12 protein-coding genes are annotated in these 12,060 nt (G+C 66.2%); 4 read left to right on the top strand and 8 right to left on the bottom strand.

Annotated elements, in window-relative coordinates:
• The 8 genes from VFP86_09210 to VFP86_09175 all read right to left on the bottom strand — a co-directional run.
• On the bottom strand, positions 1-563 hold a 563-nt coding region (locus VFP86_09210; GenBank protein ID HET8999809.1), incomplete at its 3' end, for an ABC transporter permease.
• A gap of 2 nt (positions 564-565) precedes the next feature.
• The gene (locus tag VFP86_09205) at positions 566-1,543 is read right to left on the bottom strand and encodes an ATP-binding cassette domain-containing protein (protein ID HET8999808.1); all 978 of its coding nucleotides are present in this window, start codon (positions 1,541-1,543) and stop codon (positions 566-568) included.
• A 164-nt stretch (positions 1,544-1,707) separates the two neighbouring features.
• Positions 1,708-3,345 (bottom strand): peptide ABC transporter substrate-binding protein, encoded by a 1,638-nt coding sequence (locus VFP86_09200; protein HET8999807.1) that lies wholly within the window; start codon positions 3,343-3,345, stop codon positions 1,708-1,710.
• Between the two features lie 38 nt (positions 3,346-3,383).
• On the bottom strand, positions 3,384-4,193 hold the full coding sequence (locus tag VFP86_09195; protein HET8999806.1) for a creatininase family protein: 810 nt from the start codon (positions 4,191-4,193) through the stop codon (positions 3,384-3,386).
• Positions 4,194-4,197: 4 nt separating this feature from the next.
• Positions 4,198-5,478 carry an amidohydrolase family protein gene (locus tag VFP86_09190; GenBank protein HET8999805.1) on the bottom strand — a complete coding sequence of 427 codons (1,281 nt, stop codon included), beginning with the start codon at positions 5,476-5,478 and terminating at the stop codon, positions 4,198-4,200.
• 76 nt (positions 5,479-5,554) lie between these two features.
• On the bottom strand, positions 5,555-5,860 hold the full coding sequence (locus tag VFP86_09185; GenBank protein HET8999804.1) for a hypothetical protein: 306 nt from the start codon (positions 5,858-5,860) through the stop codon (positions 5,555-5,557).
• The gene (locus tag VFP86_09180) at positions 5,853-6,635 is read right to left on the bottom strand and encodes a 2-dehydropantoate 2-reductase N-terminal domain-containing protein (protein ID HET8999803.1); all 783 of its coding nucleotides are present in this window, start codon (positions 6,633-6,635) and stop codon (positions 5,853-5,855) included. The genes VFP86_09185 and VFP86_09180 overlap by 8 nt, the downstream gene beginning before the upstream one ends.
• 11 nt (positions 6,636-6,646) lie before the next feature.
• Entirely contained in the window at positions 6,647-7,495 is an 849-nt protein-coding gene (locus VFP86_09175) for a MurR/RpiR family transcriptional regulator (GenBank protein HET8999802.1), read from the bottom strand.
• A 251-nt stretch (positions 7,496-7,746) separates the two neighbouring features.
• Here VFP86_09175 and VFP86_09170 point away from each other — a divergent pair, with 251 nt between their 5' ends.
• The 4 genes from VFP86_09170 to VFP86_09155 all read left to right on the top strand — a co-directional run.
• Complete coding sequence (locus tag VFP86_09170) at positions 7,747-8,688, top strand: ABC transporter permease (GenBank protein HET8999801.1); 942 nt, start codon at positions 7,747-7,749, stop codon at positions 8,686-8,688.
• Positions 8,685-9,560, top strand: a complete 876-nt coding sequence (locus tag VFP86_09165) for an ABC transporter permease (GenBank protein ID HET8999800.1) — start codon at positions 8,685-8,687, stop codon at positions 9,558-9,560. Before VFP86_09170 ends, VFP86_09165 begins: the two co-directional genes overlap by 4 nt.
• A 54-nt stretch (positions 9,561-9,614) precedes the next feature.
• Positions 9,615-10,691: a 2-dehydropantoate 2-reductase N-terminal domain-containing protein gene (locus tag VFP86_09160; GenBank protein ID HET8999799.1), complete on the top strand. Its 1,077-nt coding sequence runs from the start codon at positions 9,615-9,617 to the stop codon at positions 10,689-10,691.
• Positions 10,692-11,041: 350 nt separating this feature from the next.
• Positions 11,042-12,060 (top strand): alcohol dehydrogenase catalytic domain-containing protein (locus VFP86_09155; GenBank protein ID HET8999798.1); only part of this gene is annotated, 1,019 nt, incomplete at its 3' end.

Raw genomic sequence — 12,060 nt, 5'->3', positions numbered from 1 at the left:
AAACCTTCCATGCTGGACATCCGGGACGCGATCGCCAGCCCGAGGCTGGTCAGCGCGGCCGCGGCCAGAAACATGATCAGGATGAGCTCGGCAATCTGCGTCGCTCCCAAGGGGACGCCGACGATGGGGGCGAGCAGCAAGAGCACCATCCCCTGGAGCGTCGCCACTGTGGCGCCCCCCACCACCTTCCCAAGCACGATGCTCGCACGGGAGATCGGCGCCACGAGAATCTCCCGCAGAAAGCCGAACTCACGATCCCAGATCACGGAGATCGCCGAAAACAGCGACGTGAAGAGCACGGTCATGCCCAAGATGCCTGGATACATGAACGCCACGTAGCTGAACCCCGGGGGCGCTGCGGCGAGCCGCACCGTCGCTCCGAGACCCGTCCCCATGACGGCCAGGTAGATGAGCGGTTGGGCGAAGGCGCTGACGAGGCGGGCCCGCTCGGACTTGAATCGGACGATTTCGCGAAGCCAGATGGCATAGATCGCGCGCAGCTCGTGGCCCGCCTGGCCGGCGGCGATCGGCGGCCGGAGGGTCCAACTCTCGGTCCCGGCCATCGCTACCGTCTCCCCCAGGCGCGGGACATCAACCGCAACTGATCGGTCGTGGACGCGGACTCCTCGCGGATGCCGCGGCCGGTCAGCTTAAGGAAAACGTCGTCAAGGGTCGGCCGCTGCACGGCGACGGATGCGACCAGGCTCGGAAACGCCGCGGCGACCTGGGGCACGAACTCGGCGCCGCCGGGGCGCTCCAGCACGACGACCCCATCGGCGGCCCGCGGATCGCCCCCGAAGCGCTCCTGAATCTGCCGGGCCAAGCCCGGGGCATCAGGAGACCCGATCGTGATGACGTCGCCTCCCACCCGCCGTTTGAGCGCCTCCGGCGTGTCGAGGGCGGCGATCTGGCCGTGGTCGATGATAGCGATGCGGTCGCACCGCTCGGACTCCTCGATGTAGTGAGTCGTCATGAACACCGTGACCCCTTCACGGCGCCGGAGGTCTGCGATGTAATCCCAGATGCGCCTTCGGGTCTGCAGATCGAGGCCGACCGTCGGCTCGTCGAGGAACAGGACCAGGGGCGCGTGGAGCAGCCCCCGGGCGATCTCCAACCGCCGCTTCATCCCGCCGGAGAATGTTGCCACGACGGCATTCTTGCGGTCGGCCAGTTCCACCATCGCCAGCACGTCATCAATCCGCTCAGGGATTCGCGCAGACGGCATCCCGTAGAGCATCGCGTGGAAGCGGAGGTTCAGCTCCGCGCTGAGGCGATTGTCCAGGCTCGGATCCTGGAAGACGATCCCGATCGACCGGCGCACCGCGGTCGGCTCTCGGACGACGTCGTGGCCGGCGAGGATCACGCGTCCCGAGGTCGGACGGAGCAGGGTCGCGAGGATCCGGATGGTGGTCGTCTTGCCCGCCCCGTTCGGCCCCAGGAAGCCGAACATCTCGCCCGGCTCCACGCTGAATGAGATGCCCCTCACTGCTTCGACGTCGCCATAGCGCTTCCACAGGTCCTCGATCTCGATGATCGCGCTCACGGCCAAGCAAACATCCGCCTCGTTTCTTGGGGGTCCGCGTTCAGTCTACGATGGAGTCGTGGATTACTTGTGGACATCGTGTGTAGAGAATGTGGAGGGGCCCTCTCGGACGGCGCTCCGTCCGACCCAAGGCACCGGGCGGCGGGTGTCCCGGGCCCACCGCGTTACGGGCTGTATCTCCACTGACCGATGTTCCACCCATCGCCGGCGTTGCTGGGATTGCCGGTCAGACCCACCAGCCGGCTGCTCGTCGCTGTGGCCGAGACCATGTAGTAGATCGGAATCGACGGCACGTCCTGCCCGAGCATCTCCTGCGCTTTCCAGAAGAGGGCTTTGGCCTTCTGGGTGTCGATCTCTTGTTCTGCCTGGTTAATGACGTCGGTCACTTCCTTGTTGATGTAGAAGTCCTCGTTGAGCCCGTTCGGCGGCAATGCGTCGGCCGAATAGAAGATCGACAGCACCGGCGGGGCCGCGATCTTCCACCGGTGGAACAACGTGTCGCACTGTCCGGTCACGCGGATCTGGCCGTACACGGTGGAGGAGTAGTTGTGGATCTGCATGTCCATGCCGACCGCGCGGAGCTCGGCCTGAATGACCTGCTGGACGCGATCCTGGGTGGCGTCGCCCGTGGCGTTGCAGTTCTCGAACGTCATCGGCTGACCATCCTTCTGGAGAATCCCGTTCGGGCCCGGCGTCCAGCCGGCGGCGGCGAAGAGCTGCTTCGCCTTTGCGGGGTCATACGTGTACTGACTGTACGCGTGCGGATCGTACCCCCACGACAGCGGCGTCATTGGCGGGCCCGCCACGGTCCCCAAACCACCCAGGATGTTCGAGACGATCCCGTGCTTGTCGATCGCGTACGCGACGGCCTGCCGTACGCGCACGTCTTGCCACATCGCTCGTTTCAGATTGAAGTCGAAGTGCATCCACGCGTTCAGAGGATACACGACGACTTTGATGTTCGGAGCCGCCTGCAGCGCCTTAATTTGATCGAAGGGCACGAGCCAGGCCACCTGCGCTTCGCCGGTCTTCAGCATGTTGATCCGGGTGTTTGCGTCCTGGACGAACCGCCACACGATCCGCTTGAAGTACGGAGCGCCCTGGGCCGCACCTCGGTAGTACGGATTCGCCGCCTCCACGAGCATCTGGCCCGGCTGCCACCGCTCAACTTTGTACGGCCCCGTCAGAACCGGATTCCGATTGTAGGGGGCGTAGGTATTCAGGTCCTTGCCCTCGAGGACGTGCTTGGGCATCAGGAACCGAAACGTGTTCACGACATAGGCCGCAAAAGGCGCCTTGAACGTCGCGACGACGGTCAGCGGGTCCGGGGTCTCAACCGATTCGATCAGGTTCCAGCCGGGGCGCGTATCGACGCGGAACTCGGGGTCGATCATCGCCTTGTACGTGAACAGCGCATCCGCGGACGTCACCGGTTGGCCGTCGCTCCATTTGAGGCCCGGCTTCAGCTTCCACGTCACGATCATTTTCTGACCAACGAGGCGGACACCGCCGTTCGACAGCAGCGGGACGCGCTGGGCGAGCAGCGGAATGTACCGCATCTTTTCGTCGTTGGTGACGAACCCTTCGGCCAGGCCCATGTCGCCGACCGCGGGGATGTGTGTCGCGTAGGGGTTCAATGTATCGGGCTCGAGCGGGTACGCGACGGTCAGCGTATCCGCCGGTGCCGCCGAGGCGTTGCCGGCGCCGCGAGGCAGCCCCGGGAGCAGGATCATCCCCGCAACCAGCGCCAGCCATGCTGTGGCGAGGATCGTACGTGTGACCGTGCGTGTGAGCCTCCGCATACTCTCTCCTCCCATTCGTCTTCGCGCCGGGTCCCCCGCTACGCGGTCCCCGCGCGACGCTGCTGCGCCTCCTGGCTCAAGCGCAGGAAGGCGGGCACGAACTCGCGGGCATATGCGACCATGCGCTCAAGGATTTGACGGCCGCGCTCCTCCGATGCACTCGTCCAGTCCCCGCTTGCACCGCTCGGCAGGACCTCGGACGGCTCGCTATAGAGGCCGGTCTCGAACCCCCGGAACGTCGCGGCCTTGTAGGACGTGACCGTAAACGGCCCAGCCTTCACGTACCCGCGCGTTTCGCGGTGCCCGCCGATCGTGACGGCACCGGGTGCCAGCGCCATCATCACAGAAATCGTCGGCTCACCGCCGTGCCCAAATCCCACATCGCCGCCGGGCGTGATGTCCCGCGCGACGTGGTTCGCGAGGCGCCACGGGTACAGGATGCTCAGGATCACCCCGTGCTGTCGCCGCATCTCGGTGGCGACCGGCTCGATCGCGGCTTCGTTCGGGCCGTGGTTGTTCACGATCACGATATGGCGGAACCCGTGGGCGACGTAGCCCCCGATGACGTCCTGGACGAGCGCGCGAAGGGTCTCCAACCGGAGCGTCACCGTGCCGGCGAACGCCGTGTACGGAGTGTACCCGAACCACAGCGGTGGCGCGACGTACACGCCGTCCAGACCCTCCGCCGTCCTGCGGCATAGGTAGTCGGCGAGGATGGTATCCGCGCCGGTGAAGCCGGCCGGGCCGTGCTGCTCAACGCATCCGACCGGCACAAGGAGGGCCGATCGGTCCTTCGGGATCCCGCCGATCTCCTTGGAGCTCATCAATGCGAGGTCCCACTTTCGCATCCCGCTAGGTCCTCCCGAGTAATGTGCCGGCCCGTGCAGGCGCCGGGGATTTGTACAGCGCGCCGTCCTTCATCACAAGCTTGACACGGGTCGGGTCGGCGAGGGCGGCGACGTCTTTGAGCGGGTCGCCGTCGACCAGGATGAGGTCGGCCAGCTTCCCGGCCGCGATGGTCCCCAGCGAGTCCCCCATGCCGAGCAGGTTGGCGGCCATGCTCGTCGACGCCACGATCGACTGCATCGGGGTCATGCCGCTTTGGGTCATGTAGACGAGTTCCTTCGCGTTCTCGGCGTGTCCGAGTGCGCCGGCGTCCGTGCCCATCGCGATTTTGACGCCGCACTGGAGGGCATGCTTGAAGTTGCGGCGCTGCGTCTCGAGTACGAGCGGCAGCTTCGCGGCGGCGTACGACGGCAGCGAGTGCGGGTCGGCGGCGAGCCGCTCCTTCATCCGCTGCGTCACGCTCAGGGTCGGCACGAGCCAGATGTCCTGGTCGGCCATGCGCTCGATGTCGGCCAAATCGGCCACCGCGGCGTGCTCGATGGAGTCGACCCCGGCCTCGAGACAGATCCTGAGCCCGTCGCCGCCGTGGGCGTGGACCATGACCCCTTTGCCCGCGGCGTGGGCCTCGTCGACCATCGCGCGCAACTCATCGAGCGTGAACTGCCTGGTCGCCGGCCCGCCGCGCGGCGACCCGACGCCCCCGGTCGTCGCGATTTTGATCCAATCGGCCCCGAGGCGGATGACTTCCCGCACCTTCTTGCGGCACTCGTCCGGCCCATCGGCAATACCATCGGGGATGCCGGGCAGCCTCGGAAAGTCCGACGCCAGGCCGCACGGCTGTGTGAGATCGCCGTGCCCACCGGTCTGCGTGATGATGACCAGGCTGATGAACAGCCGTGGCCCGGCGATCACTCCCTGGTCGATCGCCATCTTCACACCGAGATCCGCCCCCGCGGCGTCCCGGAACGCTGTGATGCCTGCCATGAGCGTCTCTGTCGCCCATCGCCCGGTCTGCATCACGGCCAAGCTCGGGACGGTGTTCATGCGGCGCTTGAGGTCTAAGCCGAGGTGGGCGATGTGGTCATGGGTGTCGATCAGGCCGGGCAGCAGCGTGAGCGCCGGGTAATCGTGCACCGTGACGCGGTCGCCTACCGTTCCCAGCGTGGCCGCGGGACGCACGTCCGTGATGCGGTTGCCCTCGACGACGACCGCCATGCCGCGTTGCGGCTCCCCACCGCTCCCATCGATCAACAGTCCCGCTTTGACGATACTCGTGGATCCTGCCACCACTCCTCCTCCTCTGTGCGTGTCCGGCGCGCAGCTCCGGGGTCGGGCCGGCCGCGCGGTCGCGACCGTGACGAGATCACGGCAGTGCCTTGCCGAGCCGGCAGATGAGATCGTAGAGCTCATCGAAGTTGTGCCAGCCGAGCTGCCGCTCCCCGTCCTCGATCCCGTAGATCATCTGGTGGAGCCGGCTGTTGAGGGGCACCGGGACGGCAACGTCTCTCGCCTTCTCCTCCAACGGCGCATGGCTCCAGCGCACTTCTGATTTGCGCCTGCGGTAGACGATGTCCCAGTGGATGCCCGAGGCCACCTTCACGTACTTGTGACCGCCAGGCTGGCGCTCCTGCCGTCGATACGCGCTCTGTTTGGCCTGGGCCTCATCCATGTAATGCGAAGAGCCGCCGCGTGTCCTCGGGCGTCCTGGGGAAGTACAGCTCCGGCTTGAAGAACGGACCGCCCGGGACGTCCACATGGTGGGCATAGGCCACCTCGAGCGCCTCACGGACGAGGGGCCCGACCACACGGCGAGCCCGCTCCTCCCCCACCACCAGGTATGACGGCGCGTCGACCAGCGCGCTGGCGACGATCTGGGCACCGAAGCAGGTCTTGGCCCAGATGCGGGCCTTGATGTCGGTGAGGAGCTCGGCCTCCGCGACGTGGGCCAGCAGCCGGTGGACCTCCTTGATTCGCGGGGTGATGCGGCCGTCGAGTTCGCCCGCGTAGACCGGGCCTTCGATGACAAACTCGAGGTGGCCGGGGTCGACGTAGGCGCCGCCGTAGTCCGGCAGCGCCCCGACTGTACGCTCCCGGCCGATCACGGATGCGATCTCGTCCTCGTTGACGAGGCCGTTTTGCAGTGAAACGACGAAGCCTCCGGGAGCCAAGAGGCGCTTGATACCCTCGACCGCCGCCTTGGTGTGCTGGGACTTGACGGCGAGGAACACGCACTCCAGGGGGTCGGTGAGCTCGTCGGGAGTGAACGCCTTCTGTGGTCCCAGCCGGTGGTCGCCGCGGCCGCCGTCGATCAGGAGACCCTTGGTACGCAACTGCTCCACGTGCTCCCGGTTGACGTCGACGAAGGTCACGTCCTCGCCGGCCATCGACATCCACGCGCCGGCGATGCCGCCGATCGCTCCCGACCCGACAATGGTGACCCGCATCGCCATCACCTCTATGTGACGAACACGGCGAGATCCCGAAACGCGCGCCGGATCCGCCAGTATCGCGCACGGCGCGCCGGCGGCATCCGCGTCCACATCGCCGAGATCAGGCCGTAGACCACCGAGAGGCTTGCCGTCACGGACTGGAAGAACAGCATCCCCTCGGTCGGTACGATGACCCTGAGCTTCGCGTGCCGCGCAAGCGGCGAGACCGAGCTGTCGGCGATCGCCACGGTGGGGATGCCGTGCTCGCTCGCCCACTGGACCGCCGCGACGACGTCACGGTCGCACTGCCAGAAGCCGATGCCGATCACGAGATCGCGCGACGTGAGGCCGGTGAGGTGCGTAGCCCAGTGCACGCGGCCCCGGGTCTCCGTGCGGACGTTGATGTCGAGGGCCGCGCACAGGTGCGTCAGCGCGATCGCCGGCGCCGCATAGCTTCCGAACGCGACGATCAGCACCTGCCGCGCCGCGAGCATCTGGGACGCGAATCGATCGAGTGTTCGCGTGTCGATCGTCTCCAGCAGGTTGTGGAGGTTCTGCACGTCACGAAGGATCGCGGCGCGGTACACATTCCTGGACGAGGCGCGCTGCCGTTCGATCAGCTCGAGCGGCTCGAGGCGACCGAGGTACGTGTGCCGCAACTCCTGGCGGAGCTGGTGGAACCCCGTGAACCCCACCGCCTTCGCAAATCGCGTAATGGTCGCGGCATCCACCCCGGCCCGCTCCGCAAGCTGCCGGGTGCTCGCCAGTGAGGCAAACTGGGGGTTGTTTGCGACGAAATGCGCGACGCGCTGGTGAGTCCGGCTGAGTCGCGGGAGGGACTCGGCCAGGAGGTCCGTGAGCACGAGGCGCTTCACGCGGGGCAGCTCCTCCTGTGCGGGCACTGTCAGCGGATTACAACAAATGATGCAGAAATCCCTTCCAGTCAATTTCCGTTGCAGAGCGGCAGGACTTCCCGGACCGGGACCAGAAGGACCGCAGCCAGTCCAGCGGCAGGCGCGATGCGGAACGGGCGAGGGGACGTGTGGCGCAACTGTGAACACGCGGTCGCGCGATCGGCCGGGGGCGGCGGCGCGGCCGCTCGGGATCGCCCGGGGGGCCTCGCGCGATGACCGCGTTCCTGGTGCGGCGCTTGGTCGGCACCCTGCCGCTTGTGATCGGCGTGTCGATCATCATCTTCGGCATCCTGCAGGCAATACCGGGCGGTCCCCTCGCAGTCTACCTCGACAACCCCTACATCACGGCCAGAGACATCGCGTTGATCAAGCACCAGTTGGGCCTCGACCGGCCGCTCTACGTCCAGTACACGAGATGGTTTGGGGCGTACGTAGTCGGCCACTGGGGGATCAGCTACTCGTCGGGAGAGCCGGTCGCGCGGTTGGTCTTCGACCGGGTCCCCGCCACGCTGCTGCTCATGGGAACGTCGTTCCTGCTGGCGATGCTGTTCGCGCTCACGACCGGCGTGTATAGCGCGGTGCGCCAGTACTCGCTGTTCGACTACGCGGTGACCGTGTGCTCGTTCCTTGGGATCTCGATGCCGGTGTTTTGGTTCGGGTTGATGCTGCAGCTGCTGCTCGCCGTTCATCTCGGCTGGCTCCCCGTCGCCGGGTTTGGCACGAGCGGGTGGCCCGACGTCGCCAGGCACCTCGTGCTCCCGAGCGTCGTCCTGGCGATGTTCACCGCCGGGCGCTGGAGCCGGTTCACCCGTGCCGGCGTGCTCGAGGTGCTTCACCAGGACTACATTCGCACGGCGCGTGCGAAAGGGCTGGCGGAGCGGCGCGTGGTGTTTCGCCATGCGCTCCGCAACAGCCTGATCCCGGTCGTGACGGTCGTTGCCCTCGACCTCGCCGGCCTCGTGTCGGGTGCCGTCGTGACCGAGACGGTCTTCGCGTGGCCCGGGATGGGCAGCCTGCTCATCCAGTCGATTTCAAACGTGGATTACCCGACGCTACTGGCGATCTTGATGCTCAGCTCGTTCGCGATCATCACGTCGAACCTGCTGGCCGACGTCCTGTACAGCCTCCTCGACCCGAGGATCGTCTACCGATGAGCGTGCGCGCCGCGTCACTGCCGTCCCGGCGATCGGGCCTGCTGCTCGACACGTGGCACCGCTTCGAGCGAGACCGCCTGGCAGCGGCCGGCGGGATCGTCCTCCTGGCGGTGGCGATTGCCGCGGCGGGCGCGCCGCTCTTCACACGGTACGCGCCCAACGAAGTGGACCTCGCCCGGCTCGACGCGGCGCCGGCTGCCATTCATTGGTTCGGCACGGATGACCTGGGCCGGGACGAGTTCAGCCGCGCGCTCTACGCCGGTCGAGTATCGCTGTCGATCGGCGTCGGGAGCGCGATCGTCGCCGCCCTGGTAGGCACCGCGGTCGGCGCGACCGCCGGGTATCATGGCGGTGTCGTGGACAGCCTGCTGATGCGGGTGACCGACGTGATGCTTTCGATCCCGCCGCTCCCGCTGGTCATCGTATTGTCCGCGATCGCGAAGCCGTCGCCGACCATTCTGATCCTCATCATCGCCGGGATCGGCTGGATGGGGACGGCGAGGCTCGTCCGAGGCGCGCTCCTCTCAATCCGGGAAACGGAATATGTCGAAGCGGCCCGCGCGGCGGGGTGTGGCAGCGCGCGCATCATCCTGCGGCATGCGTTGCCGAACAGCCTTGCCCCGATCATCGTCGCCGCCACGCTGGCGGTTGGCAACGCGATCATCACGGAATCGGTGCTGTCGTTTCTCGGCGTGGGGATTCAGCCGCCGACGGCATCGTGGGGCAACATGCTGCAGAATGCTCAGTCGTCGATGACGACGAAGCCGTGGCTCTCGGTGTTCCCCGGTGTGTTCATCCTGTTGAGCGTCCTGGGCGTCAACGCACTCGGCGATGGTTTGCGCGATGCGCTGGACGTCCGAATGAGAGAGTGACCGGAGCGGCGCGTCACTAGGCGCCCGCCGACGACAATCGCAGGGGAGGGAAACATGGCGAAGATTACGATCGTGGGGTGCGGGGCCATCGGCGGCCTGGCAGGATTCTACATGGCGCGGGCGGGCGAGTCTGTGCTGTTCATCGACCAGAACGCCGATCACGTGCGGGCGATCCGCGAGCGCGGGATCTCCGTGAACGGCGTTTACGGCCCTGCGTCGATCCCGGCGCAACGCGCCTGCACGCCGGCCGAGATCTCCGAGCCGCTCGACGGGTTGGTGTTCCTGGCGTGCAAGTCGCAGGCCACCGACGCGGCGATCCGTGGCATCGCGCCACATCTCGCCCCGTCCGCGTGCGCCGTCTCTCTGCAGAACGGCATGAACGAGGACACGATCGCCGCCGTGGTCGGGCGCACGCGGACGATGGGCGCGCTGCCCGACTACGGAGGCGCGTACCTGGACCCCGGCGTGCTCGAGGCGGTCCACGAGGGAACGGTCTACGTCGGCGAACTCGACGGGGCGACGACGCCCCGCGTCCGCGAGGCGGCCCGGCTCCTGGGGATCGGCCCCAACAAATGCGAGCTGCTCACTGACATCGTCGGGCGGCTCTGGACTAAACATGTGTACAATTCGCAGATCGTCGTGACCGCTCTGGTCAACGGGACCGTCGTCGAGGTGCTCGGCAACAGGGACGCGCAACGTCTCGCCGGGGCCGCGGTGCGCGAGGCCATACGGGTCGCCGCCGCGGCGGGCGTCCGGCTGCACAGCGACCGGTGGTTCGACCCGGAGCTCTACCATCCGGGGACGCCGGCGGATACCGCGCGGCTTCTCAGCAGCTACGACCGGCTCGTCGACCACCTCGGCGGCCATCAGGTGGGCGACGGACCGGGTGGGTACAAGTACGTGAAAAGGGCGAGCGGCATCCACTGGGACATCGTCTACCGGCAGCGCAAGAGCGAGGCTTCGCACCTGACGGTGTGCACCCTTGCGGCCCGGTACGGGGTGTCCGTCCCGCTGAACGCCAAGATCGTCGGCATGATCGAGGAGGTGGAGGAAGGGGCGCGTACGCTCGGCTGGCACAACATCGCGGAGGGAACAGCCTACGCGGAGGAGATCGGCGCCGCGCTCCCTTGACGGCCACCATCGAGCCTGTGTAGCCCCTTGCGACCCAATGCCCAAACGGGCACCCCGATCGGCCCGCCTGTACGATGTGAGACCCCCGGTACTATGGCACCGTTGGAGTGACAGTCGTGGCAGCGGACGGCCTTCGAAACGTTCGGCTTTGCGACGCAACCCGCCGAGGGGGACAGATTATGAAAACAGCAAAACAACTTCTACACGCCTACATCGATGGTTCCGCGCGACAGTCGGCGGCGCCGTTCGCAGAGAACGGCGCGCTCGAACTCCCATATCTCGCAGACCTCGGCATCGAACCTCGATATGAGGGACCTAAGCGCATTGAGTGAAATAGGAGGGAGACGCAAATGAAAGACACTTACAAAGCAGTAGAAGTCTCTGCACCGAGCACGCTGCGTGTAGTGGAGCGGCCAATTCCCGAGCCCGGAGTAGGCCAGGTTCGGATTCGGGTGGAGGCATGCGGCGTGTGTCACACCGATGCGGCGACCGTCATGGGCATCTACCCGGGTCTGACTTTGCCTCGCGTTCCCGGGCACGAAGTAGTTGGCCGCATTGAGGCGTTGGGCAGCGGTGTGTCGCGATGGAAAATCGGTCAACGCGTCGGCGTCGGCTTGATCGCCGGCGAAGACGGCGTATGCGAACCGTGCCGACGCGGAGACATTGTGAATTGTCAGAACCCCGTGACACCGGGAGTAACCGTGGATGGAGGGTATGCGGAAGTGATGATCGCTGAAGCGCGAGGCATCGCCTCCATTCCTGATGCGCTCGGTTCGGCAGAAGCCGCCCCTCTCATCTGCGCGGGGATCACCACGTACAACGCGCTTCGTAATGCCGGCTTGCGAGGCGGAGATCTGGTCGCTGTACAGGGCATTGGTGGCCTTGGGCATCTGGGTATCCAGTTTGCCCGGCACATGGGTTTTCATACTGTCGCACTCGGGCGTGGACGCGACAAGGAAAAGCTTGCGAGAGACTTGGGCGCGCACGTTTACGTCGATACCACCGTCGAGGATGCCGGAGCGGTACTTCAGCGAATGGGCGGAGCCAGAGCCATTCTCACAACAGCCACAAGCGGTGATGCTATGGGACCGCTTGTGTCCGGCCTTGCAGCTCGCGGAAAGCTTATTTTGGTGGGTGTACCGGGTGACCCGATTCAATTGCAAGCCTTCCCGCTGGTGTTTGGAGGACGCTCGGTCTACGGATCACTGACGGGCACGCCGATTGATGTTGAGGACGCCCTTGCCTTCAGCGTCCTGGAGAACATCCGCCCGATGATCGAGACACTTCCTCTCGAACAGGCTGGGGATGCTTACGCTCGAATGATGCAAGGCAAAGCACGATTCCGTATGGTGCTGATGAATGAGTCAGT

It is taken from the genome of bacterium, assembly GCA_035703895.1.
Taxonomy (GTDB): Bacteria; Sysuimicrobiota; Sysuimicrobiia; order Sysuimicrobiales; family Segetimicrobiaceae; genus Segetimicrobium.
Note: the sequence above shows the minus strand (reverse complement) of the source record. Positions and strands in the feature narration are given on the sequence as shown.

Coding starts and splice junctions, on each gene's coding strand:
- VFP86_09195 (HET8999806.1), bottom strand. CDS start 4,193: ATGCGAAAGTGGGACCTCGCATTGATGAGCTCCAAGGAGATCGGCGGG.
- VFP86_09165 (HET8999800.1), top strand. CDS start 8,685: ATGAGCGTGCGCGCCGCGTCACTGCCGTCCCGGCGATCGGGCCTGCTG.
- VFP86_09180 (HET8999803.1), bottom strand. CDS start 6,635: ATGCGGGTCACCATTGTCGGGTCGGGAGCGATCGGCGGCATCGCCGGC.
- VFP86_09170 (HET8999801.1), top strand. CDS start 7,747: ATGACCGCGTTCCTGGTGCGGCGCTTGGTCGGCACCCTGCCGCTTGTG.
- VFP86_09160 (HET8999799.1), top strand. CDS start 9,615: ATGGCGAAGATTACGATCGTGGGGTGCGGGGCCATCGGCGGCCTGGCA.
- VFP86_09200 (HET8999807.1), bottom strand. CDS start 3,345: ATGCGGAGGCTCACACGCACGGTCACACGTACGATCCTCGCCACAGCA.
- VFP86_09185 (HET8999804.1), bottom strand. CDS start 5,860: ATGGATGAGGCCCAGGCCAAACAGAGCGCGTATCGACGGCAGGAGCGC.